The organism is Bacillus sp. RC251, from assembly GCF_044908765.1.
In the GTDB taxonomy this organism is placed as follows: domain Bacteria; phylum Bacillota; class Bacilli; order Bacillales; family Bacillaceae_G; genus Bacillus_A; species Bacillus_A wiedmannii.
Genome location: NZ_JBIYDP010000002.1, coordinates 362,390 through 387,951, shown reverse-complemented (window position 1 = coordinate 387,951; position 25,562 = coordinate 362,390). Strand labels below are relative to the sequence as shown.

Genomic DNA, 25,562 nt, shown 5'->3' with positions numbered 1-25,562 from the left:
AATACATTGTAATATTCTAGTCTTCTGCTGAAAACAATGTACGAAATGTTTGTGAAGTTTTTGTGAAGTACTGTAGCCTTTTGAATCTATGAAAAAAGAGCATAGTAACTATGCTCTCGGATGAAACTGTTTATATACATCTTTTAATCTAGCTTTTGAAACATGCGTATAAATTTGCGTCGTTGAAATATCTGCATGTCCAAGCATTTCTTGCACAGCACGCAAGTCTGCTCCATTTTCTAATAAATGCGTAGCAAAAGAATGGCGCAACGTATGCGGTGTAAGCTCTTTTTCAATATTTGCTTCTTTCGCCAATCGTTTTAAAATTTTCCAAAATCCTTGTCTTGATAATCGATTCCCATGATGGTTTAAAAAGAGTGCATCTACTACTTTTTTACCCATCAATTCTCTTCTTCCCTTTTCAATATACTTTTGAATCGCTTCCGTCGCTAAACTTCCTAGTGGAATAATTCTTTCTTTATTCCCTTTCCCTATGCAACGAACAAATCCCATCGTTAAATGTACATCTTCTAAATTTAAGGCAATTAATTCCGAAACACGAAGTCCTGTTGCATACAATAACTCTAGCATCGCTTTGTCACGAACCCCAAAAGCACTCGTCATTTTTGGTGTCTGAAGTAACGCCTCTACTTCATCGATTGATAGTACTTTCGGTAATTTCCGTTCTCCTTGCGGCGTTTCAATATGTACGGATGGGTCGTGCTCTACCGCCCGTTCACGAAGTAAAAATTGGTGAAACGAACGAATCGATGCAATATGACGTGCTAATGTTTTCGAAGATTTTCCGTTTTCTTTTAAGTGCTGCAGAAAATTAACAATGTGCAAGCGTGTTACTTCATGAAAGCTTTTCGCCTGTTCTACATTTTGCAAATACTTTACATAACTTTTTAAATCACGTTCATAAGATACTACTGTATTTTTCGCTAGCCCTTTTTCGACAACCATATAATGAATAAAATCTTTTAATTGATCTTCCAATCTACACTACTCCCCATTTTCATAGAAAAACATCATTCTATTTACGAAAGCATCCTTTGCCGGCTCTTCATTCCCTGATACTTTTTCTACAGTCTCTTCTTTTGGCTTTTCATAACGATGATAGCTTTCATATTCTTCATTTATCCATAGTATAGCGAAATAAAACAAAATCGTACAACTTGTAAATAATAAAAATACTTTTATCCCATCAAAAGTTAATTTTAAAACTCGGCGCATTGTAAATTCCTCCAAAATATAAGTTATTACAACATATGCCAAGCTTTCACCAATTTATACCTTATTCAAATAAAAAACCTCTTCCTAGTTAAATAGGAAAAGGTTATTTTTCATCCGTTTCATTTTCTTGACAATTTTTACAAATCCCATGGAATGTTAAACGATGATCCTTCACCTTAAAGCTCCAGTCATGTTCTACTTTCCTTTCCACTTCACCAAGTAAATCTTCTTGTATTTCTTGTACAGCACCACATTGTGTACAAATCAAATGATGGTGGAAACGCTGCGCACCTTCTTGGCGTAAGTCATAGCGTGAAACACCGTCTCCGAAGTTAATCTTATCGACAACTTTTAACTCAGATAATAGTTCTAAAGTTCGATAGACGGTTGCTAATCCGATCTCTGGCGACTTTTCTTTTACAAGGAGGTAAACATCTTCTGCGCTTAAATGATCTTCTTCATTTTCTAGCAGCACACGAACTGTTGCTTCACGTTGCGGTGTTAATTTGTAGCTCGCTGCATGTAATTGCTTCTTAATTCGTTCAATTCTTTCTTCCATTCGGTACTACTCCCTCCTCGCCACTCTTACACCATTATATCAGAAGAAGGGCTTCTGTCAAAAGAAAAACAATAAAAACAAATTGATAATTATTCTCAAAAAGTATTTATTGTTTATTAATAGCCTCAACGACTTCTTTCATTAAAACTGGTGATGCGTAAGCTTCTACACTAGAAGCAAGAGCTAACACTACTCCGATTACAAGAAAAAAGCATGTATAACGAATTAATAATGGTAATAGCGGTTCGGTTATTTTCCGAATAAATTGATGTCTAATCATGCGTAAGGAAAAGCTTGCGGCAATTGTTGTCATAACGAGAAATACTGGAATAATAATGAGATTTTGTGGCAATACAGAAACGAATGCTAATAATAATCCATTCCATCCATGCTGACTTACTAAAAAACCTACTGTAAATCCGACAACTACTCCTTTTACAAATAATAAAATAAAAATAAGTGGCAATCCAATAATTGAAATCCCCAAAATCCAAATAAATCCAATGTATTTTAATTGCGAAAAGTAACTTTCTCGAAACATTTCGCTCGCAACAGCAAATTCTCCTTTAGAAACTTGTCCAAAAAAACGTTGTAAATAAAATGATAAATCTTGTTTTTGATTCAATTGTAAACTATTTACAAGAATGGCCCCAAATATTACTCCCATCAATAATAAAACAGCGTTAAATATATATAATGAAGAGTTTTCCTGTATGTGAGACATTACACGGTCTTGCCAAGTTTTTCTCCACATTTTTCTTCCCTCCGTTCACACTCTTATTAAAAATGTATGAAAGAAAGAAAAAAGTATGACGAATTAACATTGAAATTCCGCTCTACTTTGCTAAACTAAAAAGTAGAGAATAGGAGGGATTTCTCTTGAAACCATTATTATTAGATTTTCCAACATTATTTCAAACTGAACGCTTACAAGTTCGTAAGCCATTTCCAGGTGATGGTGCAGAAGTGTATGAAGCAATCCAAGCTTCTCTAGAAGACTTAGTACCGTGGATGCCAATTAACGCTGAAACAGAAGAAAGTGCTGAAGAAATCGTTCGTAACGCTCACGGGCAGTTTTTACTTCGTGAAACACTTGATTTTCACTTATACGATAAAGTATCTGGTACATTCATCGGAGCTATAACGCTCAAGCCTGAAAACTGGGATATTCCAAAGTTTTCACTTCACTTCTGGCTGCATAGTGCTTATACAAAACAAGGCTATATGACTGAAGCCATTAAAGGTGCCATTCAATTTGCCTTTGATAAGCTAAGTGCTAGAAGAATTGAAATTCGTACTGATGCAACAAATGCAAATGCATGTAACCTAGCAGAACGTTTAGAATTTATTCTAGAAGGTACAATGGAAAATGATTTCATAGCACCAGATGGTAGCTTACGTGATGCACGCGTATACGCAAAAATCAATTAAAAACACTCGCCTTTGGCGAGTGTTTATTTTTGTAGTTGTAAATATTGTACTGCAAACATCGTCTTCGCATCATGAATACGAAGATCTTTCATAAGAATAATCGCTTCTTCTAACGATACTTCCATCAATTCCACGAATTCATCTTCATCTAACTCGGCTTTATTTTCTTTTTTCGTCAAACCTGTCGCTTTATATACATATAAAATTTCATCTGCAAATCCTGGAGATGTATAGAAAGAAGTAATAAGCTCCATATTTTCACATACATATCCTGTTTCCTCTTCTAATTCACGAACTGCTGTCACCTCAGGTTTTTCACCAGGTTCTAACTTGCCGGCCGGAATTTCTATAATCGCCTTTTCAAGCGCTTTACGATACTGCTCGACAAGCACAATTTTCCCCTCATCAGTAATAGCAATAATAGCAACTGCACCAGGGTGATTTACAATTTCACGTTTACTCATTGCTCCATTTGGTAATACTACATCATCAACACGAACTTTTATAACTCTACCATCAAAAATCGGTTCAGTTTTTACTGTTCTCTCTGCAAGATTACTCATACTACTTCATCTCCCTGTTCTATTTCCTATTCTTTCCTCATACATTTTACCACATTGAAAGGAGCGTGATAGAAATGAAAGTTTATATTTTACCAAATCGCGTCACTTTAGTCGGAAAAGCATGGCAAATTCGCCATAAGCTAAAACAATATGGAAAAGAGTATACAACTGTACAAGAGTGGATTGCAGCAAATAAAGTGAAACTTTAATCAGAGGGGGTTTTGTTCATCCCCTCTGATTATTAGTTGAACGAATCGGGCTTTTACGGGCAGTTAATCTCCCACCTAACTTCCTCGTATGAGCCGAATTTTAAAGTGGGGGTCTTACTGCCCGTTAAAGCGGGGTAAAAAGTAAACGTTTGTCAACCTCTTTTCCCTTGCGTACAATAAAGGTAAGGAGGTTGACCTATGAAAAAACGTCAATTAGGAAACTCAGATTTGTTTGTGACAGAAATGGGACTTGGCTGTATGTCTCTCGGTACATCTGAAACAGAAGCTATGCATATTATCGATGAAGCAATCGATTTAGGAATCAATTTTTTTGATACAGCGGATTTATATGATTATGGATTAAACGAAGAATTTGTTGGAAAAGCCTTAAAAGGGAAACGAGACCAAATTGTTCTTACAACAAAAGTTGGAAATCGATGGACAGAAGAAAAAAACGGGTGGTCTTGGGATCCTTCTAAAAATTACATAAAGGCTGAAGTGAAAGAAAGTTTACGTAGACTTCAAACTGATTATATTGATCTTTATCAACTTCACGGCGGGACGATTGAAGATCCAATAGATGAAACAATTGAAGCCTTTGAAGAATTAAAAAAAGAAGGTATTATTCGTCATTACGGTATTTCTTCTATACGTCCAAATGTGATCCGTGAATATGCTAAACGTTCCAATATCGTTAGTGTGCTAATGGAATATAGCCTTTTAAATCGTCGCCCTGAAGAATGGTTCCCACTTCTAAGTGAACATCAAATTAGCATTATTGCTCGTGGGCCACTTGCAAAAGGAATTTTAACTGATAATAATGCAAGAAAGATAGAAAGAGTAAAAGAAAAGAATTATCTTTCTTATTCTTACGATGAATTATATGCGACACTTGCGAATGTAAAAGAAATAATCGGAGAAAGCTCTTTAACAGGAACAGCTATTCAATATTGCTTACATAACGAAACTGTTGCAGCTGTTATACCTGGTGCAAGCTCTATTGGGCAATTGAAAGAAAATGCCCAGGCTAGTAAACAAACACAGTTAACAACAGCTCAATATATACAACTTCAGCAAATTGCTAAATGTGATACTTACGCTTTACATCGTTAAAAAGACGCTACCATACTGGTAGCGTCTTTTTATAGCGTATCATATTTATCCGGATTCGTTCCTACATGTAAATTACGATTTAACGTATTAATTTGAGTCATCTCTTCTTCTGTTAGTGAAAAATCAAAGATAGAAAAATTCTCCTTAATGCGAGATGGTGTAACAGATTTAGGAATCGTCACTACCCCGCTCTGAATATCCCATCTTAATATAACTTGCGCAGGTGTTTTTTCATATTTCGTAGCAATGGCCTGAATAATCGGGTTCTCGAATACTTCCCCGCCTCTCATTAATGGGCTCCATGCTTCCATTTGAATTTGCTCACCTTGACAGAAATTACGCAATTCAAATTGCGCTAACATCGGATGAAGTTCCACTTGGTTGACCATCGGCTTCACTTTACAATTTGGTAATAACAGTTCTAAATGATGTTTATGAAAATTTGAAACACCAATCGCGCGCACTTTACCTTCTTCATACAGTTTTTCTAGCGCTCGGTACGTATCGACATACTTCCCTCTTATTGGCCAATGTATTAAATATAAATCTACATAGTCCATTTGTAATTTCTTTAAGCTTTTTTCAAACGCCTCAAGTGTTTCCTCGTATCCTTGATCATCGTTCCAAACTTTTGTTGTAATAAATATGTCTTCTCTCGGAATTCCTGATTCACGAACCGCTTCTCCGACACCGCTTTCATTTTCATATACAGTTGCTGTATCAATCGAACGGTATCCAACCTCTAACGCTGTTTTTACTGCTTGTTTTACTTCATCGCCTTCTTTCGCTTTATAAACGCCTAGACCAATCATCGGCATTTTTACGCCATTATGAAGTGTAGTTGTTGGAATGTGCACATTCGTCTCCCTCTCATTCTTACATTTTTTATAAGCCACCACTTTATTTCAACAAGATTCAACCAAAAAGTCAAAACATATGTACAGTTTACATAATAATTTTATACACTAAAACGCAAACTCAATTATTCATATTCCCTTCTCTCCATTCTTTCGCTTTTTCATCAACACTACGTACAAACTCATTTTTTCCTTCCGTATATAACGTGCCATCATATGTATATTTTTCGGCTAATTCTTTCTTTAAGGTTGCATATGCCTCTGCTTCTTCACAATGAGCCATCATATAATCACGAAACGCTAAATGCCTTACTATCTCAGGATTTCCTTTTTCAAAAACGTGTAAGTGATACGAGCGTTTTTCCTCCGTTCCATGAATAAAATAACGACGTCTTGAAATACCATTTTCCCCTTTTACGATGTAACCAAGCTCTTCAAAACGTTCATTCCAATGATCTACTCTGTCGATACTCTCTACTTCCATAATCATATCTATAATTGGTTTAGCTGCCAGTCCTGGCACTGATGTACTTCCAATATGATGGACTTTCACCATTTCTGGCATCGCCGATTTTAATCGTTCAGCCTCTATTTGAAATTTTTCGTTCCAATGATCTTCATGCGGAACGACTACAATTTTTCTCATTTTAAACTCCCCTTTTCTTACAAGCTCGTCAAAAAAATGATCAGCGGTATGCACTGATCATTTTTTTATATTATTTAAAGTCTTTCCAAGTAAGGCTACTTTCACTTAACAGTTCTTCAAATGATTTATTCTTTTCACGTTCTTTTTGTTCTTGGCGCTTTCTTTCCAGTTCAGCTGCCTCTTTTTTCTCTTCTCTCACTTGCAATTCTTTCTTCTTATTCTTTAATTGCTGCATGAGTGAATCATTTAATTGATCGCCTAATGTAAGCGACTCTTTCTCTGGTCTATTCACTTGCGATTGTCTTTGCATTTGTCTTTGTTTCTTTTTCTTCATGCTACTCACCTTTTACTTTTTTCTCCATTATAGTAGATACACAATGAACTCGACAATAAAAAAGGTTCTTTACTCTATTATTCACCTTTTGTAAATATGTTAATTTTTCGAAAAAACTAAATTTTTATATAGATATAATCCTATGAATCTATTAAAATTATGTCGTATGATGTCAGATTATAAAAAAAAGGAGAAATGAATTATGTGGAAAAAAATCATTCCTGCTGTTGCCGTTTTAAGCACCATAACTTTTTCAAGCGTATTTGCCGCTCCCCCATCCCAGATTCCAGCTGAACAAAACCGCTACGTAGACGTACAAATGCTTGGTATTAATGATTTCCATGGACAACTAGATACTGTTAAAAAAATTAATAACAAAGAAGCTGGTGGTGCTGATTACTTAGCTACTTATTTAAAAGAACGTAAAAAGCAAAACCCTAATACACTTCTCGTACATGCTGGCGATATTGTCGGAGCTAGTCCACCAGTTTCAGCGTTGTTACAAGATGAACCAACAATTGAATTTTTAAATGACTTAAAATTCGATGTTGGTACAATCGGAAACCATGAATTTGATGAAGGTATCGATGAAATGAAACGCCTCATTTACGGTGGATATCACGAGAAAACAGGTAATTTCAAAGGTGCTAACTTCCCTTATGTCGCTGCTAACTTCTATAACAAATCAACTGGTCGCTTATTTTTACCACCATTTACTGTAAAAATGGTAGATGGTGTTCCTGTAGGATTCATTGGCGTTGTTACAACTGATACGCCAAATGTCGTGATGCCTACTATGCTTAAAAATGTACAGATCACTGACGAAGTAGAAGCAATTAATAAATCAGCGCAACAATTAAAGCGTCTCGGTGTTAAATCCATCGTCGTCCTTGCCCATGTCGGCGGAACAACTGATGAGTCTGGCGTGACAAATGGAGACCTTACTCGAATTGCAAATGAAACAGACTCGGAAGTTGATGTTATTTTCGGTGGACATAGTCACACGTATGTAAATGGTACTGTAAATAATAAACTAATCGTCCAAGCGAACTCTTATGGAACAGCTTTCTCAGACGTAGATGTAACAATTGATCGTAAAACAAAAGATATTGTAAAGAAAAAAGCTGAAGTGATTACAACATATCATGAAGGTGTGGAACCTGATAAACAAGTAAAACAAAAAATAGATCAATATAAAGAAACAATCGCACCACTTGTAAATGAAGTTGTAGGAAAATCTACAGCACCTATCGACCGTAAACAAAATGATGCTGGTGAATCTACTCTTGGGAATGTAATTGCCGACGCACAGCGTCAAACGATGCAAGCTCAAATCGCGCTTATGAATCCTGGTGGCATTCGTAATGACTTAGATGCTGGCGATATTACTTGGGGCGAATTATATGGCGTTCAGCCTTTTGGAAACCAATTGATTAAAGTAGATTTAACAGGTCAAGATATTCGCGACATTTTAAATCAACAATGGCAAAAAGGAACAACAAGAATGCTTCAAATTTCAGGTATTCAATATACGTGGGATGCAAATAAACCAAGCGGTGAAAAGGTTACGAATATACGCTTAACAAATGGCGAAGAGTTATCTCCATCTAAAACGTATAGCGTAGTTGCGAATGCTTTCTTAGCTTCTGGCGGTGACGGATTCGTATCATTTAAAAATGGGAAGAATTCAGAAACTGGTCCAAACGACTTTGAAGCGCTCGTCGATTATGTAAAACAATTAAAAGAACCAATTCAGCCAGTTATTGATGGAAGAATTCAAAAGATAAATTAAGTATTTCCCTCATATGCGATCCAGATTTTTATTGTAAAGGATACGCACTTATACTTAATCCACAATATTAGCAAAACCTAAAAAGGATACTCGTTCTTACAATGAACATAGTATCCTTTTCTTTAGTTATCAAAATGTGATGTTTTGTTAAAATCATATTGTTGTAAAAATTGTTGTAACGCCTCTTCTACAAGTTTAGATTTTTGAATTCCTTTCGCTTCTGATATAACGTCTAATTTTGCTAATATTTCTTTATTAATAGAAAAGGTACGTTTCTTTTTCTCTGTACTTATACTCATAATGGGCACAATTACTTCTTCTCTCTTTCTTAATAACTCATAAATACTTTGTAATTGCTCATAAATTAATAATTGATAATCCGTTTTCGCATATTGAAGGGCTGTCGCTTCTTGGAGTTGTAAGTGACGCGGTTCTTCTCCATCTCCTACAAAAATACGTTTCTTCTGTTCTCCATCATATTCGTATCCAATCAATCTTAATTTCTTTGATAATGTATATGGGCTTATTTCAAGACGTTTTGCTATAATAGCGATGGATTCACGTCTATTTAAGCAATCTATAATTTCTCCAATCGTCACAATTTCCCTCCTCCCGTGTTGAAATGACACTAGTATGGTATGTTACAATGATTTTCTAACAGTATATGCAAAACGAATAGCCTGTGCGATTCATACGATTTCAGAAAAGGAGGATTTCCATATGCTTTTTCGTAGCTATACCCCACAGTTTTATAATGAAAATAAACAACTCATTCCTAATAGTATTGCTACGATGGAAAGCGTTATGATCCATAATCGAAAACAAACTCTCCTTATGCGCGGGCAAAACATAGAGCAGCCAATTTTATTATGCTGTCATGGCGGACCTGGCATGGCACAAATTGGATTTATTCGTCATTTTCAAAAAGAATTGGAGAAACACTTCATCGTTATTAATTGGGATCAGCGCGGGGCAGGTAAATCCTTTTCAATGAAAGATTTCGGAGCAAATTTTACAATCGAACAATTCGTTTCCGATGCAAAAGAAGTGATTCAATATGTACTTAAAAAGTTCAATAAACAGAAACTATTTCTCGCTGGTCATTCTTGGGGAAGCATTATTGGGCTTAACATAGCACATCAATATCCACAGTATATCGAGGCTTACATCGGTATTGGGCAGATTGTACATATGAAACAAAACGAAGAATTGCTATATCAGCATTTAATTCGTTCTGCAAAAAAACATGATCATAAAAAAGCATTAGCGTCCCTTTTAAAATTAGGCAAACCACCATTTTTAGATACGAGACGCCTTATTATTCAAAGAAAGTGGCTTGGCACATTCGGTGGAGCAATCCAAAACGGATCTTCCTTTTCTTTCATACGAAAAGGCTTCTTTTCCCCTGAATATACGCTATTAGATTGGTTCAAGTTTCTCGCAGGAAATTTAAAATCTGGCGTTTTATGGGAAGAAATGTTGACAATCGATTTCTTTTCTTCTATTTCAAGCTTATCTATTCCGGTTTATTTTTGTTCTGGTCGCTATGATTATCAAACTCCTTATGCTCTCGTTCAGGAATATTGTGATGTGATAGAAGCCCCCATAAAAAAAATGATTTGGTTCCCAAATTCAGCACATTCTCCTGATTTAGAAGAACCTGAATTATTCGCCAATTCTTTACAATCAATTAAACAAGAGCTAGCTTTTCAACATTAGTAACAAAAGGCTCTTTTACATTTCATAGAAAACAATTTATAATAATATGTCGCAACTATGTATAAATATAGCAAAGTGCTTCATATTTACTTGCCTTAGCACAATAAAATTTTAGGGAGATTACATTTATTATGAATGCTGTACTCGTCGCAGTAGCAGTTATGCTATTGCTTAGTTTGTTACGTGTCCAGGTCATTGTCGCCATCATTGTTGGAGCTTTAACAGGCGGAATTATCGGTGGACTCGGTATTTCAGAAACTATTAATACTTTTACAACTGGCCTTGGAAACAGTGCTCCAATCGCTTTAAGTTATGCAATGCTTGGCGGTTTCGCTATTTCCCTTTCCAAAACAGGACTTCCAGATGCTATGATTCAAACTGCACTAAAATGGATCGGCAATGAACAAGACACGAAAAAACAAGTTTATTCTAAAATACTTATTTTATTCATCATTTTAACGATGGCTTGTTTCTCACAAAATGTGATTCCTGTTCATATCGCTTTCATCCCCATCTTAATTCCAGCACTTTTAAAAGTATTAAATGAGCTGAAAGTGGATCGCAGACTTGTTACATGTATTATTACATTCGGATTGATTACTCCTTATATGTGGATTCCAGCAGGGTTCGGAAAAATTTATCATGACGTATTGCAAACAAATGCTGCGCAAAGCGGTCTTACATTTGATGTCGCACTTATTCCAAAAGCAATGACTATTCCAGCAATTGGTATGATTATTGGATTATGTGTAGCCGTATTCATTACGTACCGGAAACCTCGTACGTATGAAATAGAACAAGTTCATACTACCGCCAATGAAATCGTTCCCTATACAAAACGTAGTATTACTTTCGGATTATTATCTATCATGGCCACATTAACTGTTCAATTAGCAACAGAATCGATGATTTTCGGTGCTTTAGCAGGGATTATCGTCTTATCAGTAAGTGGTAGTCTACCTCTTAAAGAAGCAGATGCGATATTAACAAGCGGAATGCGCATGATGTCCTTTATCGGTTTTGTTATGATCGCTGCCGCTGGATTTGGCGCTGTTCTTCGAAAAACAGGACATGTTGAATCTCTTGTGCAAACGAGTGCACATATAATTGGAAATAATAAACCACTCGCTGCATTTCTTATGCTTGTGATTGGGCTTCTCGTTACGATGGGAATTGGTTCATCCTTTTCAACCATCCCTATCTTAACAACAATTTTTGTACCTCTTTGCATACAGCTTGGATTTAGTCCAATGGCTACAATTGCAATTATCGGTACAGCCGGAGCGCTAGGCGATGCAGGATCACCAGCATCAGATAGTACACTTGGACCAACATCCGGTTTAAATGCTGATGGTCAACACCATCATATATGGGATACATGTGTACCAACTTTTCTGCATTATAATATACCGTTACTCATATTTGGCTTTATTGCCGCCATTACATTATAAAAGGTGCGTTTTATACGCACCTTTTACTTTTTTATTTTTCCTTTTAATTGTTGCAACGCTATTTTCCCATTTTCTTCGACACAACTCTCCATTTGCATGAATGACGGACCTGTCCACTCACTGTCTATACTCCCGTTCAGTCCAATAATTTTTAACTTATCCGGTATACGGATATTTAAATTTTTCGCTGCTTGAATTAACTCAAAAGTAACCTTTTCACTTGAAGTTACAATTCCATCTATATACGGAGAAGTTTGCAAGAATGTAATAAACTGTTTATTCGTATACCCTTGTACACATACTTCTCGATAAGAGATTCCTTCCTCCCAAACAGCGTCTAAAAATCCTGATATGTGATCTTCCATTTCTTCACTATCTTCTCCCTCATTGAAATAAGCAAGGAAGTGACAGCCTTTTTCTTTTAATAAAGAAACCGCTCTTTGTCCATTTTCATAATAATTTGCATGGGATTTTTTTTCATCAATCACAACAAAGGGAAGTGGAATTTCTCCTATACTTTTAAAAACAGATTTTGTCAAAATAACACCTGCAACGTTATTTTCCTTCAACATATGTATGTATCTATCTTTATTCTCTATATTACAAACAATGATTTGATATCCTTCTTTATATGCTATTTCCTCAATACAATGTAGCAAAGTGATGTTTGATGGGTTATATACATTATCTACAAGTAATGCAATTATCGTTGAATTCTCTTTAAACAATGGCTTTGTTGTACTATTTGGCCTATAACGTAATTCCTCAATTGCTTCCTTTACTTGTTTAACTGTGTCCTCATGAACGTATCCTTTTTCGTTAATAACTCGTGAAACGGTTGCGACTGAAACACCTGCTAATTTTGCAACATCACGTATAGTTGCCACATCGTCACCCCTTAATATGGTAATAGATTACAATTTTACGGTAACCTAAATTACAATATTCGTCAAGGTTAATAACTTATATTTCTGAAAATTGTTACATCATTACACTAAACGATATTCTAACTGAATTTCATGTAGAATTAGGATATTATCATACCCAATACGTGGAATTTCTTTCTTTATTTCTCGTGCTTTTTCCACTGCATTCACATATAAATGAGTCATCACAAATTTACGTTTTTGGTAAAATCGTAACGCATTCATATTATCATTTGTTGTTATGAGCCAAACCCGCCCGCACCGTTCTTCTTCTGCAACTTGTAATACACAATCTACAAGTTTCGTCCCTATTCCTTTTCTTTCTTCAAAGCTATCTAACGACACAATTTCACACATATTTCCGGTCACTTCATATGTTATAATTCCGATTATTCTGTCATCTGAGAGCGCAATAAATCCTGGCAACTCTTCTAACTGATGCCCCTTCCCACGTGAAACCATCAATGAACTCCCCCAGTTCTCACACATGAACATTCGGATTGTTTCTTTCATCGCTGGCGTAATTTTTTGTATATACACCATTTCCTATTTCTCCCCTTTTCTATCATTGTGATACAATGTAAGTGTATCACATGTAACGGTATTTGGAGGATGAGGTAAAGTATGAAACGTTTTTTTGCAGCATTGTTTACTATACTAGGTGCGATAACTGCCCTTGGGATTTTCTTTACAAATAAAGTGATGTACTTAAAGAAAAAAACAGAGGAAGAAGTACTCGAAAGAGAAACGAAAAAACATTTTCGTATAGAGGATTTTGATGCTCTTCATAAAGAAGAAATTCATATTCCCTCGCAATTCGGATATGATCTTCACGGATATTACATTCCTGCTGGTCATTCCAATAAGTTTATGATTTTTTGTCACGGCGTAACTGTAAATAAAATGAACTCTGTAAAATATGCAAGGTTATTTTTAAACAGAGGGTATAATGTCGTTATTTATGATCATCGTCGTCATGGTAAAACTGGCGGAAAAACAACAAGCTATGGATACTATGAAAAACATGATTTAAAATCTGTAGTTGACTGGCTAAAAAGTCGCTTTGGAACAAATATAACACTCGGTATTCATGGTGAATCTATGGGAGCTGCAACACTTCTTCAATACGCAGGACTTGTAGAAGATGGTGCTGATTTCTATATTGCAGATTGTCCTTTTTCTGATTTCTACGGACAATTACAACACCGTTTAAAGGTTGAATTCCATTTACCTAAATGGCCCTTATTACCTTTAGCAAATGCTTTTTTAAAAGTGCGTGACGGTTATACGATTCGCGAAGTTTCACCAATCGATTGTATAAAGAATATTAACAATCCCGTCCTCTTTATTCATAGTAAAGATGATGATTATATTTTAGCTGATATGACGAAAGCACTATATGAAGCAAAAGAAAACAATAAACAACTTTATATTGCAGAACGCGGTGCACACGCTTGCTCTTATAACGAAAATAAAGAAGAGTATGAAGCAGCCGTTGATCAATTTTTAAACTCATATGTAAAAGAAACAAAAAACAGGCTTGCATAAGCCTGTTTTTTATTGCGCTAAAACGTCTGTAACTTGTTCCATATTTTCAGAAATCCATTGCATTGCATCATCTAACGTTGGAAATTCTGTCGTTTGAAATGTTACTTCATCTTGAAGTAACCAAACATCCTTTGCCTCTTGCCCTACACCTGCAATGGACCAATGTAACAAACTATATGGATGATTATCATTCAAAAATGATGCCCACGTGCGCTCATTTGCAATGTTTCGTAATGTATGTAATTGTTTATCCATCTCTCGTCACCTTACTCTATTCAGTTATAAAAAACATTATAACACTCTCTTCTCTCCCAAAGAAAGTGCTCATTTTACCCCGCTATTTGCGGGCAGTAAAATGAGCACCTCAAAACTCAACTAAAACAAAGAAGTTAGGTGGGAGATTAACTGCCCCTAAAAGCCCGATTGGTTCAACTAATAATTAGTGGGGGGATACCTCCCCCACTAATTAAAGTTTCACTTTATATTGTCAAGTACTTCTCTTAATTATATGATGAAATTAAGCGTTTGGGAAGGAGGGATAGCGTTGGCGAAAGTACAAATTAAAGTAAATGATAATGGCTCTTTTCGCGTTACAGGGGACGTGGAATTAGTCGATTCACAAGGGAATGTATTCCCAGCAAAACCGGCATTTTCTTTATGCCGTTGTGGTTTATCAAAAAATATGCCTTATTGCGATGCTTCGCATAAAGGGAAATTCGAGTCTGTCGTTAGAGCACCAGAGGCAGAATAATTTCACATGTGACATGCACATTTTTTTGTGCATGTTTTTTCTTTTCATTAACTCTCGTCCCCCTTTTCCTTACAACATTCCTCGTACTTTTGTCCTCATTCCAACTTACATATATTTTCACACAATTCTTCACATTCGAATATTTTTTTCTAGCCTTTTATTTTTTTTGTGCTATAATTTGAGCAAACAACATCCTTCGGGGTCGGGTGAAATTCCCAACCGGCGGTGATGAAGTGCAAACTTCTAAGTCCGTGACCCGTTTTCAACTCGAAAACGGTGGATCTAGTGAAACTCTAGGGCCGACAGTATAGTCTGGATGGGAGAAGGATATGTTTTCTAGTAATTTTATATAGCGAATACACTTTTATTTCAGTATGCATATTTATAAAGTTTCGTTTTGAATCTTTATATATGTTTTATTTTGTATACTTATGTTTCTATACTGAAATAAAAAGATACGACTAGCGTTTGAAAAATTCGATATTTTTGCTAGGTTTTTTCCTTATGCAAAAATACCAATCATCGTTAGGTTTCTTTCCTGTACTTTCGTATTCGAACTATATTTCTAGAAATCACGTCTCCCAAACCCCAAGGATATAAAATCCTTGGGGTTTTTTGATTTTTTCAGGAGAGGTGAAGAGAATGACAGATCAAGAATATATGAGGATTGCCCTGCAGTTAGCAGAAGGGACATCTGGACAAACAAGTCCAAATCCTATGGTTGGTGCTGTTGTTGTAAAAGAAGGAAACATCGTCGGTATTGGCGCTCATTTACGTGCTGGTGAAGAACATGCAGAAGTTCACGCTCTTCATATGGCTGGTGAAAAAGCAAAAGGAGCTACCGTTTATGTAACACTTGAACCGTGTAGCCATTTTGGAAAAACACCACCTTGTTGTGAATTGCTCATCAAAAAAGGAGTCAAACGGGTTGTAATTGCTACTCTTGATTGCAATCCTCTCGTTTCTGGTACTGGAAAAAAGAGATTAGAAGAAGCTGGCATCGAAGTAACTACCGGTATTCTTGAAACAGAAGCCACCTTATTAAATCGTTTCTTTTTTCACTACATGAGAACGAAACGTCCATTTGTAACAATAAAAACAGCGATGAGCTTAGATGGAAAAACAGCAACTGTCACGGGTGAAAGTAAGTGGATTACAGGTGAAGAAGCACGAGCTGATGTTCACCAATATCGTCATACACATGATGCGATTCTCGTTGGAGTGAATACAGTTATAGCTGATAATCCGCATTTAACGACAAGAATTCCTAACGGGGGTAAAAATCCTATTCGTGTTATTTTAGATACCCATTTACGAACGCCACCATCTTCTCATGTCATAACAGATGGTTTAGCACCGACATGGATTATTGTCGGTAAGGATGTAAATAAAGAGAAAATAGCTTCTTATGAATCTGAAAATATAGCTATATTCCAAATGAAAACAAAACATATAGAAATCAAGGACCTCCTTTTCTTTCTTGGAGAGAAGCAAATTCTTTCTCTATTCGTTGAAGGTGGTCAAACAGTTCACGCAAGCTTCTTACAAACAAAGCATCTCAATGAAATTGTAACTTATATAAGCCCCAAATTAATTGGCGGGAAAGATGCCCCTACTTTATTTGGGGGAAATGGTTTCGCAGCATTGCAAGATGCACTTTCCTTGGAAATTCAAGAGATGAAACAAATTGGTGATGATATAAAAATCGTTGCGAATGCCCGAAGTGAGGTGACGGAATGTTTACAGGAATTGTAGAAGAATTAGGAACGATTGCAAACATGCAACAAAGCGGAGAAGCGATGAAGTTAACGATCCATGCAAATAATATTTTATCAGATGCTCACTTAGGTGATAGTATCGCGGTTAACGGTATTTGCTTAACTGTAACGAGTTTCACAACAACTTCATTCACAGTGGACGCAATGCCTGAAACGATGCAATCAACATCACTTCGCATGCTTAAACAACACTCTAAAGTAAATTTAGAGCGGGCGATAGCTGCAAACGGACGATTCGGTGGACATTTCGTTTCAGGACATATTGATGGCATCGGAACGATATTAAACAAAAAACAACACTATAATGCCGTCTATTACAAAATAGCTATTGCTGATGAATTGCTGCGCTATTGTTTGCATAAAGGATCCGTTGCTGTTGATGGAACGAGTTTAACAATATTTGATATAGACGAATCTTCCATCACAATCTCACTCATCCCGCACACAGTAAGTGAATCTGTTATCGGAGAAAAGAATGCCGGTGACATCGTAAACATTGAGTGTGACATGATCGGTAAATATATCGAACGCTTTATTTCTAAACCTGTAAAACGAACAGGTTCAATGAGCGAAAGCTTTTTACAAGAAAATGGATTTCTATAAGGGGGAAGCATTATGTTTCATCGTATTGAAGAAGCTCTAGAAGATTTAAAACAAGGAAAAGTCGTTATCGTATGCGATGATGAAAACCGTGAAAATGAAGGCGACTTTATCGCTTTAGCAGAGTATATTACGCCAGAAACGATTAACTTTATGATTACACATGGGCGTGGTCTCGTTTGTGTACCGATTACGGAAGAATACGCAGAACGTCTACAATTAGAACCAATGGTAGCTCATAATACAGATTCGCATCATACTGCATTTACAGTGAGTATTGATCATGTTTCTACAACAACAGGGATTAGCGCTCACGAACGGGCGACTACGATACAAGAATTATTAAACCCTGCATCAAAAGGTGCTGATTTCAATCGTCCTGGACATATCTTTCCATTAATCGCGAAAGAAGGCGGTGTCCTACGCCGAGCTGGTCATACAGAGGCCGCCGTCGATTTAGCACAGCTTTGCGGAGCAGAACCAGCTGGAGTCATTTGTGAGATTATTAATGAGGACGGTACGATGGCTCGCGTACCTGATTTACTACAGTGCGCAAAACAATTTGATATAAAAATGATTACAATAGAAGATTTAATTGCTTATCGCCGCCACCATGAAACACTAGTGACGCGAGAAGTGGAAATTACATTACCTACAGATTTCGGTACTTTCCATGCAATTGGCTATTCTAATTCATTAGATACGAAAGAGCATATCGCACTCGTAAAAGGTGATATTTCAACAGGAGAGCCTGTACTTGTACGCGTTCATTCAGAGTGCTTAACAGGAGATGTATTTGGCTCATGTCGCTGTGATTGCGGACCACAACTCCATGCTGCACTTGCTCAAATTGAACGTGAAGGAAAAGGCGTTCTTCTTTATATGAGACAAGAAGGACGAGGCATCGGCCTTCTTAATAAGCTTCGCGCTTATAAGTTACAAGAAGAAGGATTCGATACTGTAGAAGCAAACGAAAAACTTGGGTTCCCAGCTGATTTGCGTGATTACGGTATTGGCGCTCAAATTTTAAAAGATTTAGGTTTACAACATTTACGATTATTAACGAATAATCCACGAAAAATTGCTGGCTTACAAGGTTACGATTTAGAAGTAATCGAGCGTGTACCATTGCAAATGCCAACAAAAGAAGAGAATAAAACGTATTTACAAACAAAAGTAAACAAATTAGGACATTTACTAAACTTATAATTAAGGGAGAGATTTATTATGGTATTCGAAGGTCATTTAGTTGGTACAGGATTAAAAGTTGGGGTTGTTGTTGGACGTTTTAATGAATTTATTACAAGTAAGTTACTCGGCGGAGCTTTAGATGGATTAAAGCGTCACGGTATAGAAGAAACTGATATCGATGTTGCTTGGGTTCCTGGCGCATTCGAAATTCCTTTAATCGCTAAAAAGATGGCTAATAGCGGAAAGTATGATGCTGTAATTACGTTAGGTACTGTCATTCGTGGTGCTACAACACATTACGATTACGTTTGTAATGAAGTAGCAAAAGGAGTTGCATCTTTATCACTACAAACAGACATCCCAGTTATTTTCGGTGTATTAACGACTGAAACGATCGAGCAAGCGATTGAACGCGCGGGCACGAAAGCAGGTAATAAAGGCTATGAATCCGCCGTTGCTGCGATTGAAATGGCTCATTTATCAAAACAATGGGCATAAAAAATAAAAAAGAGGCTGCGGCCTCTTTTTTATTTTTTCACTTTTTTCCGTACATCTTTTATTAATTCATCCATTGTTTTTCCTTCTGTTTGTATACGAAGCGTTTGTGCTGTTCTCCATACATTCTCTCTTTTCTTCGCTTCTTCTATAATAGTAATTTCTTTTCGCACTTCCTTTAAATCTTTCCCTTCTGTTTTCAATCCAAAATGTTCAGCTTTCGTTCGAAAATGTTGTTCAATTCGTTGTTGCATTTCTTTTTGTTCAGGATTTTCGGCAGCCTTAACTGGATCAGCACTTATTGCTTTTAGTAAAATTAGACAAGTCATAATCGCTAATATATATTTGTGCATGTAAAATCCTCCAACCCAATATAAATTACATATTTACTATGTACAATTGGGGCCTGGAAAATTCGTCCACCAAAATTCTTTTTTTCGCTCAAAAACCAATAGTATCAAGCTTTCACAACTATTTATTACATTTTATTTACAAAAAAAGCAAACTCTTTTACAAGTTTGCTTTTTATCTATCTTATAATGCACATTCTTCAATCTCAAACCCTAAATCTTCAATCATACCCCAGTCTGCAGTCGGTTCTTGTCCAGCTGTCGTTAAGTAATCTCCAACAAAAATAGAATTTGCTGCAAATAAACCGATTGGCTGCACAGAGCGTAAATTGATTTCACGTCCTCCTGAAATACGAATTTCTTTCGTTGGGTTTACAAAACGCATCATCGCCAGTACTTTTAAACATTCTATCGGCGTTAATTCTTTTTGTCCTTCAAGCGGCGTACCCTTTACAGCAACAAGGAAATTACATGGAATTGAATCTGCATCTATACGTTGTAATTCAAATGCAATTTCAGCACGTTCTTCTATTGTCTCCCCCATTCCAAAAATTGCCCCAGAGCATGGTGAAATGCCTGCTTGTTTCGCTTTTTGAACTGTATCAACACGATCGTCATACGTATGAGTGGAGCAAATACTTTCGTAATTATTTGCATGTGTATTTAAGTTGTGGTTATAACGATGTACACCCGCTTCTGCTAAACGTCCTGCTTGATCTTCGTTTAAGAAACCTAAACAACAACAAATCTTCAAATCTGTCGTTTCACGAATCTCCTTAACTGCTCCAATTACGTGATTCACCTCTTTATCCGTCGGGCGACGACCAGATGCTACAATACAATATGTACCCGCTTTACGGCGAATTGCTTCGTGTGCTCCTTCTACAATCTTTTCCTGCGTTAGCCATGCATATTTATCAATCGGCGCCTCTGAAATAATAGACTGTGAACAATATCCGCAATCTTCAGGACATAATCCAGATTTCGTATTAATAATCATATTCAATTTTACTTTCTTACCAAAGTGATGATGGCGAATGATGTAAGCTGCATTCATAATTTCTAACACTTCTGTATCATCAGCTTCTAATATTGTAATTGCATCCTCTTTCGTAATCATTTTCTCTTCTACTACGTCATGTGCAAGTTTTTTCCAATCCCTTTTTGTTTGTACTTGTTTCATTTCATCTCTTCCCCTCTTTTGTTATATGCATAAATAAAGCGTGATACGTCGCCATTATCCCTTCATTTTCCGTGAAGTCTCTTTCGTATATGCGAAGCATCGCACGAAAGAGTGAGGGACTTTGACAATATGATTCTTCATTACTATTGGTCGCTCCTACTTTTCGAATAGAGTGTAGAAACTCCCTAACTTCTGTAAATCTCTCTATGTAACATGTTTCAGAAACATGCACATCCCCTGTTTCTATTTCACACATGTGGCGCAACTGATTTTTCGAATAAAAACGTTGCCCAATCGATGTTTCATTTTGTATATTTTTTTCTTCTTTCGCCCGCTGGAACGAAGCATGCAATTCTTGAAATGTTTCCTGTCCAAACGTTGAAAAGAGTAATATCCCATCTATAGACAAATAATGAAATAAATTTCTTATCACTCGTTTTAAATCATTTAGCCATTGAAATGTGGCATTTGAAATAATAACATCATATGTTTCTTCTAGTCGTAATCTTTCGATATCCTCACAGTAAAACGTTACATTTTTCACATTTTGTCTAGTTTTCGCAACTGCAATCATACTTTCAGCAAAATCAATGGCTGTAATATGTGCTTTCGGAAATAAGTTTGATAATTGCTCTGTAACATATCCTGTTCCGCATCCAAGTTCTAAAATACGTATCGATGAATTTGCACTATATCGCCGATTCAATGTAGAAAGTAATGAATGTGCCATCTTTTTTTGTACATTTGCATATTGATCGTAGGATACAGATGCCGCGTTAAACCGTTTTTGAAGTAACGTTTTGTTGATCATGTCGTATCCCCTCTACAAATTGAATTATCTCATTTCCGCAATATTCGAAATTCGTTACGCATAATGCATGTCCAGCCTCACTTACTACCTTGAGCGTGGCAGTCTCATTCTCAGCCATACTACGCGCTGCAGACAATGGACAAATTACATCCTGCTCTCCGTGAATAAGTAGTATAGGGACTTTAATTTCTTTCAGTTCTTCTCTCATATCTGCTTCTATTAAATACTCCAAACCTAATTGCAAAGACTGAATAGAGTCACCTTTAAAGCGTTTTATCATATTTTCAAACCTTTTATTCTCTTTCAGCTCATCTTTTGTAAACATATTTTCATAAAACCGCTTGAGCGTATCTTCTTTCTTTCTCGCTAAATTCTTTTTCAGCCGTTCTACATGCAGAGTATTCCATCCACTCGTATAATCGCTCATATTTGTAAATTTGGCAGTACCACCAATTAGTACGATACCTTTTGCCTTAACCTTTTTATGAGCTTGAACTGCTGCTAACGCTCCTAGTGACCATCCAACTAAAATTACATTTTCATCTTTTGCTACATCTATTATTCGCCCCGCAAATTCACTTTGTTCTTTCACATTACGCCAATTGATACATTGAACAGAATATCCTTTAAAATACGGCAGAACTAAAGTCCAAACACCTTCTTCCATTCCCCATCCAGGAATAAAAATAACCTTTAGCTCTTTCATACGAAAAACCCCTCTTCTTTACCAATGCGTATAATATGCTGAATAGCCCATTTCAAATCAGCTATTGTATGTTGGGACGTAACTGCAAAACGGACCCGTGAACTATTAACTGGAACCGTTGGTGGACGAATTGCAATTGCTGCAATACCTACCTCTTGCAGCCTTCTACTAAACCGTAAAGCTGCTTCATTTGAACCGACTACAATCGGTACAATATGAGTTGAGCTATTCCCAATATCAAAACTAGCTTCTTGTAAATGTGTCCTAAAATATGCTCCATTCTCAATAAGTCTCTCTCTTCTCTCATTATCTTCTTTCACAATTTCAATTGCTTTTTGCACTGCTCCTAACGTTCCTGGTGGTAAAGCTGTTGTAAAAATAAAGCTTCTCATCATATTTTGTAAATACTCTATATACATTGCATCACCTGTCAAATACGCACCATAACACCCTAGAGCTTTGCTAAACGTCCCCATATGTATATCAATTTTTTGAGCAATATCTTTTTCTATATGAGACAACCCTGCTCCATCACTTCCATATATTCCACTCGCATGTGCTTCATCGACTATAATGATTGCCCCGTATTTCTCTTTCAGCTCCACTAACTCTCTCAAATACGCAGTATCACCATCCATACTAAAAACAGTATCCGTTACGATTAATTTCTTCTTTTTGGGCGGTGCTACTTGCAACAGCTTCTCTAAATGATCTAAATCATTATGACGATACCTTTTATGCTCTGCTCCGCTTAATATAATCCCATCAACGATGCTTGCGTGATTTAATTTGTCACTAAACACAATATCGTGACGACAGGCTAATGAAGAAATGACTCCAACATTTGCGGTATATCCACTATTTACAACTAAGGCTTTTTCAGTGCCTTTCCAATCGCATATACTTCTCTCAACCTCTTCATACAGTGAATAATTTCCTACAACGAGCCTTGATGCTGTCGCTCCAGTTCCATATTTTCTTGTGCATGCAATAGCAGCTTCTTTTAACCTCTCATCTCCAGCTAACCCTAAATAATTATTTGACGCTAAATTTAGCATCCTTTTTTCATCTCGAATAAGCCATGTCTCTTCTGCTTGTTCTGTTACATGCAAATTGCGATACTGCCCTTGCTTATTTAATTGTTGCAATTTAGATTGAAGATGTGTGCGCCACGTTTGATTCATTTCGGATGAACTCCTCTAATTTTGAAATCATTATATACTCTTTTGCAGATTCCAAGACTTCTTCTTTTGTAAACGCCCCTTCAAAGAATGGTAATAAACCTAAAACCGGTACCCCACTTAGCTCTTCAATCATTTCTTTATTTTCTTGTACTCTTTCCATTTCACATTCTTTGCAGCCGGATAAAATTACACCTGCTACTGTTAAGCCCTGTGCCTTTGCATAAGCAATCGTTAAAACTGTATGATTTACTGTTCCTAATGTAGGGCGTGCGACTATAATAAGAGGAAGCTGTAATTCCTTTGCGAAATCAATTACTAAAGCGTCTTCTGTATATGGAACAGCCAGTCCACCTGCCCCTTCTACAAATAGGCTATTAAACTCTTTCAATAGTTCATTATAATGATCCATAATGTCTTTTAAATGTACTACTCTTCCAGCTCTTTTCATGGCAAGTCTCGGAGCAAGAGGTTCTTCAATAGAATAAGGGCAAATTTCATCTTCTTTTGTTGGTACACCCGATAATGCTTTTAACCTTGCTGCATCTCCCTCTGGATTTGATGCAACATGTCCACTTTGCAACGGTTTATATACCCCGATGTTATATCCCAATTCTCTAAATACACCTGCTAATGCACCCGCAACTACAGTTTTCCCCACTTCAGTATCCGTTGCTGTAACAAAAAAACCGCCCATTATTCTCCCTCCGTAACATCCGAGATTGCTTTATACAAAATACGTAACATATCATCAATCTCATCAATTGTAGAAGCAAGAGGAGGCATAAATACAATCGTATTACCGAGTGGTCGCAAAATCATGCCCAGCTCTCTTGAACGTTTACATACTTGAACACCGACTCTCTCTGTCCATTCAAACGCTTCTTTCGTTTCTTTATTCTTCACAAGTTCAATTCCAACCATTAACCCGCACTGACGAATATCGCCTACATGTTTATACGCAAAGAGCGATTCTAATTGCATCGCTACATATTCTGTCTTACTTGCCACTTCTTCTATTAAATTTGTTTTCTCGTATAGCTCTAGATTCGCAATGGCTACCGCACACCCTAACGGATTCCCTGTATAACTATGACCGTGGAAAAATGTTTTTTGTTCTTCATAGTCTCCTAAAAAGGCATTATAAATTTCATCTGTCGTTACGGTGATTGCAACTGGTAAATATCCACCTGTTAAACCTTTTCCGGCTGTTAAAATGTCCGGCGTTACATTTTCATGTTCACATGCAAACATTTTCCCCGTACGCCCAAATCCAGTCGCTACCTCATCTGTAATAAATAAAACATTATATTTTGTACATAAATTACGGAGCCCTCTTAAGTATCCTTTTGGCATTGTAATCATACCGCCAGCACCTTGCATTAAAGGCTCTACAATAATCGCCGCAATTTCTTCATGCTTTTCTTTCAGCAGCTCTTCCATTTCTTCTAAATGTTTTTTCACAATTTCCTCCTTATTATTTCCATAAGGAGAACGATATGTATATGGATACGGCATTTTAATTGCCTCAAATAAAAGTGAACTATACACTTGGTGAAACAAGTCTATCGCTCCTACTGAAACAGCTCCAATTGTATCACCGTGATAAGCTTCTTTTAATGTAACAAATCTTTGTTTCTTCGGTTTTCCTTTATGCTGCCAATATTGAAAGGCCATCTTAATTGCAATTTCAACGGCGCTAGAACCGGAGTCTGAATAAAATACTTTCTTCAAACCTTCTGGCACAACTTCAATTATTTTTTCTGCTAATAAAATAGATGGAACGTTAGCAAGTCCTAACATAGTAGAATGGGCAATTTTATTTAATTGCTCACGAATTGCTTCATCTAATTCTGGTACTTGATGTCCGTGAACATTTAACCAAATAGATGAAACACCATCCCAATATTCATTTCCATTTACATCGTATAGCTTTCTTCCCTCTCCACGTTCAATAATGACAGGGTCTTCTTCTAAATAATCTTTCATTTGTGTAAACGGATGCCATACATAAGCTTTATTTTTCTCCGATAATTCTTCATATGTATAAGACGATTTTTCAGTCGTATTACTATTAACAGTCACAATTGTCACCCCTAATGTTAACTATTTTATAAATAAAGTTAACATTA

At 36.4% G+C, this 25,562-nt stretch carries 31 protein-coding genes and 1 riboswitch; of the genes, 12 read left to right on the top strand and 19 right to left on the bottom strand.

Features of this window, described 5'->3' with window-relative positions; all coding sequences use genetic code 11:
* Nucleotides 1-108 precede the first annotated feature (108 nt).
* The 4 genes from xerD to spoIIM form a co-directional block, all read right to left on the bottom strand.
* Complete coding sequence (xerD, locus tag ABH961_RS11975) at nucleotides 109-999, bottom strand: site-specific tyrosine recombinase XerD (RefSeq protein WP_000390083.1); 891 nt, start codon at nucleotides 997-999, stop codon at nucleotides 109-111.
* A gap of 6 nt (nucleotides 1,000-1,005) precedes the next feature.
* Nucleotides 1,006-1,236: a YqzK family protein gene (locus tag ABH961_RS11970; RefSeq protein ID WP_001255255.1), complete on the bottom strand. Its 231-nt coding sequence runs from the start codon at nucleotides 1,234-1,236 to the stop codon at nucleotides 1,006-1,008.
* A 103-nt stretch (nucleotides 1,237-1,339) separates the two neighbouring features.
* The gene (fur, locus tag ABH961_RS11965; RefSeq protein WP_000392655.1) at nucleotides 1,340-1,795 is read right to left on the bottom strand and encodes a ferric iron uptake transcriptional regulator; all 456 of its coding nucleotides are present in this window, start codon (nucleotides 1,793-1,795) and stop codon (nucleotides 1,340-1,342) included.
* Nucleotides 1,796-1,901: 106 nt separating this feature from the next.
* Nucleotides 1,902-2,519, bottom strand: coding sequence for a stage II sporulation protein M (gene spoIIM, locus ABH961_RS11960; protein ID WP_223261357.1), 618 nt, complete (start codon nucleotides 2,517-2,519; stop codon nucleotides 1,902-1,904).
* Nucleotides 2,520-2,674: 155 nt separating this feature from the next.
* Here spoIIM and ABH961_RS11955 point away from each other — a divergent pair, with 155 nt between their 5' ends.
* Nucleotides 2,675-3,226: a GNAT family N-acetyltransferase gene (locus ABH961_RS11955; protein WP_000803489.1), complete on the top strand. Its 552-nt coding sequence runs from the start codon at nucleotides 2,675-2,677 to the stop codon at nucleotides 3,224-3,226.
* 23 nt (nucleotides 3,227-3,249) lie between these two features.
* Here ABH961_RS11955 and ABH961_RS11950 read toward each other — a convergent pair whose 3' ends face one another.
* Entirely contained in the window at nucleotides 3,250-3,789 is a 540-nt protein-coding gene (locus ABH961_RS11950; RefSeq protein ID WP_000067040.1) for an NUDIX domain-containing protein, read from the bottom strand.
* 74 nt (nucleotides 3,790-3,863) lie between these two features.
* On the opposite strand from ABH961_RS11950, the gene mciZ reads away from it, so the two are divergent.
* Nucleotides 3,864-3,998, top strand: a complete 135-nt coding sequence (gene mciZ / locus ABH961_RS11945; protein ID WP_048546274.1) for a Z-ring formation inhibitor MciZ — start codon at nucleotides 3,864-3,866, stop codon at nucleotides 3,996-3,998.
* 198 nt (nucleotides 3,999-4,196) lie between these two features.
* The gene (gene lolS / locus ABH961_RS11940) at nucleotides 4,197-5,111 is read left to right on the top strand and encodes an aldo/keto reductase (protein WP_098047900.1); all 915 of its coding nucleotides are present in this window, start codon (nucleotides 4,197-4,199) and stop codon (nucleotides 5,109-5,111) included.
* Between the two features lie 29 nt (nucleotides 5,112-5,140).
* On the opposite strand, the gene ABH961_RS11935 is transcribed toward lolS, so the two are convergent.
* From ABH961_RS11935 to ABH961_RS11925, 3 genes are all read right to left on the bottom strand, one after another.
* Nucleotides 5,141-5,968 carry an aldo/keto reductase gene (locus tag ABH961_RS11935; RefSeq protein WP_048546278.1) on the bottom strand — a complete coding sequence of 276 codons (828 nt, stop codon included), beginning with the start codon at nucleotides 5,966-5,968 and terminating at the stop codon, nucleotides 5,141-5,143.
* A 121-nt stretch (nucleotides 5,969-6,089) separates the two neighbouring features.
* Nucleotides 6,090-6,614, bottom strand: coding sequence for a GrpB family protein (locus tag ABH961_RS11930; protein WP_048546280.1), 525 nt, complete (start codon nucleotides 6,612-6,614; stop codon nucleotides 6,090-6,092).
* 70 nt (nucleotides 6,615-6,684) lie between these two features.
* Nucleotides 6,685-6,948 carry a YqkE family protein gene (locus ABH961_RS11925; RefSeq protein ID WP_000727565.1) on the bottom strand — a complete coding sequence of 88 codons (264 nt, stop codon included), beginning with the start codon at nucleotides 6,946-6,948 and terminating at the stop codon, nucleotides 6,685-6,687.
* Nucleotides 6,949-7,150: 202 nt separating this feature from the next.
* Here ABH961_RS11925 and ABH961_RS11920 point away from each other — a divergent pair, with 202 nt between their 5' ends.
* The gene (locus ABH961_RS11920; RefSeq protein ID WP_048546282.1) at nucleotides 7,151-8,740 is read left to right on the top strand and encodes a bifunctional metallophosphatase/5'-nucleotidase; all 1,590 of its coding nucleotides are present in this window, start codon (nucleotides 7,151-7,153) and stop codon (nucleotides 8,738-8,740) included.
* Nucleotides 8,741-8,862: 122 nt separating this feature from the next.
* Here ABH961_RS11920 and ABH961_RS11915 read toward each other — a convergent pair whose 3' ends face one another.
* Nucleotides 8,863-9,339 (bottom strand): ribbon-helix-helix domain-containing protein, encoded by a 477-nt coding sequence (locus tag ABH961_RS11915; protein WP_000151916.1) that lies wholly within the window; start codon nucleotides 9,337-9,339, stop codon nucleotides 8,863-8,865.
* A gap of 121 nt (nucleotides 9,340-9,460) precedes the next feature.
* Here ABH961_RS11915 and ABH961_RS11910 point away from each other — a divergent pair, with 121 nt between their 5' ends.
* Both ABH961_RS11910 and ABH961_RS11905 read left to right on the top strand, forming a co-directional pair.
* Entirely contained in the window at nucleotides 9,461-10,459 is a 999-nt protein-coding gene (locus ABH961_RS11910) for an alpha/beta fold hydrolase (protein WP_048546285.1), read from the top strand.
* A 131-nt stretch (nucleotides 10,460-10,590) separates the two neighbouring features.
* Nucleotides 10,591-11,910, top strand: a complete 1,320-nt coding sequence (locus ABH961_RS11905) for a Na+/H+ antiporter family protein (RefSeq protein WP_048546287.1) — start codon at nucleotides 10,591-10,593, stop codon at nucleotides 11,908-11,910.
* Nucleotides 11,911-11,933: 23 nt separating this feature from the next.
* Here ABH961_RS11905 and ABH961_RS11900 read toward each other — a convergent pair whose 3' ends face one another.
* Nucleotides 11,934-12,797, bottom strand: a complete 864-nt coding sequence (locus tag ABH961_RS11900; RefSeq protein WP_048546289.1) for a LacI family DNA-binding transcriptional regulator — start codon at nucleotides 12,795-12,797, stop codon at nucleotides 11,934-11,936.
* 102 nt (nucleotides 12,798-12,899) lie between these two features.
* A complete protein-coding gene (locus tag ABH961_RS11895; RefSeq protein ID WP_048546290.1) occupies nucleotides 12,900-13,379 on the bottom strand; it encodes a GNAT family N-acetyltransferase in 480 nt (159 codons plus the stop codon).
* 81 nt (nucleotides 13,380-13,460) lie between these two features.
* Between ABH961_RS11895 and ABH961_RS11890 the strand changes: the two genes are divergently transcribed.
* Nucleotides 13,461-14,384: an alpha/beta hydrolase gene (locus ABH961_RS11890; RefSeq protein WP_048546291.1), complete on the top strand. Its 924-nt coding sequence runs from the start codon at nucleotides 13,461-13,463 to the stop codon at nucleotides 14,382-14,384.
* Between the two features lie 9 nt (nucleotides 14,385-14,393).
* On the opposite strand, the gene ABH961_RS11885 is transcribed toward ABH961_RS11890, so the two are convergent.
* Nucleotides 14,394-14,639: a DUF2552 family protein gene (locus ABH961_RS11885; RefSeq protein ID WP_000360793.1), complete on the bottom strand. Its 246-nt coding sequence runs from the start codon at nucleotides 14,637-14,639 to the stop codon at nucleotides 14,394-14,396.
* A 289-nt stretch (nucleotides 14,640-14,928) separates the two neighbouring features.
* Between ABH961_RS11885 and ABH961_RS11880 the strand changes: the two genes are divergently transcribed.
* From ABH961_RS11880 to ribH, 5 genes are all read left to right on the top strand, one after another.
* Nucleotides 14,929-15,135: a CDGSH iron-sulfur domain-containing protein gene (locus ABH961_RS11880; RefSeq protein ID WP_001151582.1), complete on the top strand. Its 207-nt coding sequence runs from the start codon at nucleotides 14,929-14,931 to the stop codon at nucleotides 15,133-15,135.
* A 188-nt stretch (nucleotides 15,136-15,323) separates the two neighbouring features.
* Nucleotides 15,324-15,467, top strand: a riboswitch (FMN riboswitch).
* A gap of 310 nt (nucleotides 15,468-15,777) precedes the next feature.
* On the top strand, nucleotides 15,778-16,890 hold the full coding sequence (gene ribD, locus ABH961_RS11875) for a bifunctional diaminohydroxyphosphoribosylaminopyrimidine deaminase/5-amino-6-(5-phosphoribosylamino)uracil reductase RibD (RefSeq protein ID WP_098076603.1): 1,113 nt from the start codon (nucleotides 15,778-15,780) through the stop codon (nucleotides 16,888-16,890).
* A complete protein-coding gene (gene ribE / locus ABH961_RS11870; protein WP_098047905.1) occupies nucleotides 16,872-17,516 on the top strand; it encodes a riboflavin synthase in 645 nt (214 codons plus the stop codon). Before ribD ends, ribE begins: the two co-directional genes overlap by 19 nt.
* Before the next feature lie 12 nt (nucleotides 17,517-17,528).
* Entirely contained in the window at nucleotides 17,529-18,722 is a 1,194-nt protein-coding gene (ribBA, locus tag ABH961_RS11865; RefSeq protein WP_046956394.1) for a bifunctional 3,4-dihydroxy-2-butanone 4-phosphate synthase/GTP cyclohydrolase II, read from the top strand.
* A gap of 18 nt (nucleotides 18,723-18,740) precedes the next feature.
* Nucleotides 18,741-19,202, top strand: a complete 462-nt coding sequence (ribH, locus tag ABH961_RS11860; protein ID WP_098076606.1) for a 6,7-dimethyl-8-ribityllumazine synthase — start codon at nucleotides 18,741-18,743, stop codon at nucleotides 19,200-19,202.
* Between the two features lie 29 nt (nucleotides 19,203-19,231).
* On the opposite strand, the gene ABH961_RS11855 is transcribed toward ribH, so the two are convergent.
* The 7 genes from ABH961_RS11855 to bioA form a co-directional block, all read right to left on the bottom strand.
* Nucleotides 19,232-19,552 carry a hypothetical protein gene (locus ABH961_RS11855; RefSeq protein WP_000549778.1) on the bottom strand — a complete coding sequence of 107 codons (321 nt, stop codon included), beginning with the start codon at nucleotides 19,550-19,552 and terminating at the stop codon, nucleotides 19,232-19,234.
* A 181-nt stretch (nucleotides 19,553-19,733) separates the two neighbouring features.
* Complete coding sequence (gene bioB / locus ABH961_RS11850; protein WP_098076609.1) at nucleotides 19,734-20,732, bottom strand: biotin synthase; 999 nt, start codon at nucleotides 20,730-20,732, stop codon at nucleotides 19,734-19,736.
* Nucleotide 20,733: 1 nt separating this feature from the next.
* Nucleotides 20,734-21,543 carry a malonyl-ACP O-methyltransferase BioC gene (gene bioC, locus ABH961_RS11845; RefSeq protein ID WP_098076612.1) on the bottom strand — a complete coding sequence of 270 codons (810 nt, stop codon included), beginning with the start codon at nucleotides 21,541-21,543 and terminating at the stop codon, nucleotides 20,734-20,736.
* Nucleotides 21,509-22,249 carry an alpha/beta fold hydrolase gene (locus ABH961_RS11840; protein ID WP_404519429.1) on the bottom strand — a complete coding sequence of 247 codons (741 nt, stop codon included), beginning with the start codon at nucleotides 22,247-22,249 and terminating at the stop codon, nucleotides 21,509-21,511. The genes bioC and ABH961_RS11840 overlap by 35 nt, the downstream gene beginning before the upstream one ends.
* Entirely contained in the window at nucleotides 22,246-23,433 is a 1,188-nt protein-coding gene (bioF, locus tag ABH961_RS11835; protein WP_404519427.1) for an 8-amino-7-oxononanoate synthase, read from the bottom strand. The genes ABH961_RS11840 and bioF overlap by 4 nt, the downstream gene beginning before the upstream one ends.
* Nucleotides 23,399-24,127 carry a dethiobiotin synthase gene (gene bioD, locus ABH961_RS11830; RefSeq protein WP_097907239.1) on the bottom strand — a complete coding sequence of 243 codons (729 nt, stop codon included), beginning with the start codon at nucleotides 24,125-24,127 and terminating at the stop codon, nucleotides 23,399-23,401. The genes bioF and bioD overlap by 35 nt, the downstream gene beginning before the upstream one ends.
* Nucleotides 24,127-25,515 (bottom strand): adenosylmethionine--8-amino-7-oxononanoate transaminase, encoded by a 1,389-nt coding sequence (bioA, locus tag ABH961_RS11825; RefSeq protein ID WP_098047911.1) that lies wholly within the window; start codon nucleotides 25,513-25,515, stop codon nucleotides 24,127-24,129. The genes bioD and bioA overlap by 1 nt, the downstream gene beginning before the upstream one ends.
* Between the last annotated feature and the right edge of the window lie 47 nt (nucleotides 25,516-25,562).

Bases quoted from the DNA above. Each gene is read 5' to 3' on its own strand.
- ABH961_RS11970 (WP_001255255.1), bottom strand. From the start codon at position 1,236: ATGCGCCGAGTTTTAAAATTAACTTTTGATGGGATAAAAGTATTTTTA.
- fur (WP_000392655.1), bottom strand. From the start codon at position 1,795: ATGGAAGAAAGAATTGAACGAATTAAGAAGCAATTACATGCAGCGAGC.
- spoIIM (WP_223261357.1), bottom strand. From the start codon at position 2,519: ATGTCTCACATACAGGAAAACTCTTCATTATATATATTTAACGCTGTT.
- ABH961_RS11950 (WP_000067040.1), bottom strand. From the start codon at position 3,789: ATGAGTAATCTTGCAGAGAGAACAGTAAAAACTGAACCGATTTTTGAT.
- mciZ (WP_048546274.1), top strand. From the start codon at position 3,864: ATGAAAGTTTATATTTTACCAAATCGCGTCACTTTAGTCGGAAAAGCA.
- lolS (WP_098047900.1), top strand. From the start codon at position 4,197: ATGAAAAAACGTCAATTAGGAAACTCAGATTTGTTTGTGACAGAAATG.
- ABH961_RS11930 (WP_048546280.1), bottom strand. From the start codon at position 6,614: ATGAGAAAAATTGTAGTCGTTCCGCATGAAGATCATTGGAACGAAAAA.
- ABH961_RS11925 (WP_000727565.1), bottom strand. From the start codon at position 6,948: ATGAAGAAAAAGAAACAAAGACAAATGCAAAGACAATCGCAAGTGAAT.
- ABH961_RS11920 (WP_048546282.1), top strand. From the start codon at position 7,151: ATGTGGAAAAAAATCATTCCTGCTGTTGCCGTTTTAAGCACCATAACT.
- ABH961_RS11910 (WP_048546285.1), top strand. From the start codon at position 9,461: ATGCTTTTTCGTAGCTATACCCCACAGTTTTATAATGAAAATAAACAA.
- ABH961_RS11905 (WP_048546287.1), top strand. From the start codon at position 10,591: ATGAATGCTGTACTCGTCGCAGTAGCAGTTATGCTATTGCTTAGTTTG.
- ABH961_RS11895 (WP_048546290.1), bottom strand. From the start codon at position 13,379: ATGGTGTATATACAAAAAATTACGCCAGCGATGAAAGAAACAATCCGA.
- ABH961_RS11890 (WP_048546291.1), top strand. From the start codon at position 13,461: ATGAAACGTTTTTTTGCAGCATTGTTTACTATACTAGGTGCGATAACT.
- ABH961_RS11885 (WP_000360793.1), bottom strand. From the start codon at position 14,639: ATGGATAAACAATTACATACATTACGAAACATTGCAAATGAGCGCACG.
- ribD (WP_098076603.1), top strand. From the start codon at position 15,778: ATGACAGATCAAGAATATATGAGGATTGCCCTGCAGTTAGCAGAAGGG.
- ribE (WP_098047905.1), top strand. From the start codon at position 16,872: ATGTTTACAGGAATTGTAGAAGAATTAGGAACGATTGCAAACATGCAA.
- ribBA (WP_046956394.1), top strand. From the start codon at position 17,529: ATGTTTCATCGTATTGAAGAAGCTCTAGAAGATTTAAAACAAGGAAAA.
- ribH (WP_098076606.1), top strand. From the start codon at position 18,741: ATGGTATTCGAAGGTCATTTAGTTGGTACAGGATTAAAAGTTGGGGTT.
- ABH961_RS11855 (WP_000549778.1), bottom strand. From the start codon at position 19,552: ATGCACAAATATATATTAGCGATTATGACTTGTCTAATTTTACTAAAA.
- bioB (WP_098076609.1), bottom strand. From the start codon at position 20,732: ATGAAACAAGTACAAACAAAAAGGGATTGGAAAAAACTTGCACATGAC.
- bioC (WP_098076612.1), bottom strand. From the start codon at position 21,543: ATGATCAACAAAACGTTACTTCAAAAACGGTTTAACGCGGCATCTGTA.
- ABH961_RS11840 (WP_404519429.1), bottom strand. From the start codon at position 22,249: ATGAAAGAGCTAAAGGTTATTTTTATTCCTGGATGGGGAATGGAAGAA.
- bioF (WP_404519427.1), bottom strand. From the start codon at position 23,433: ATGAATCAAACGTGGCGCACACATCTTCAATCTAAATTGCAACAATTA.
- bioD (WP_097907239.1), bottom strand. From the start codon at position 24,127: ATGGGCGGTTTTTTTGTTACAGCAACGGATACTGAAGTGGGGAAAACT.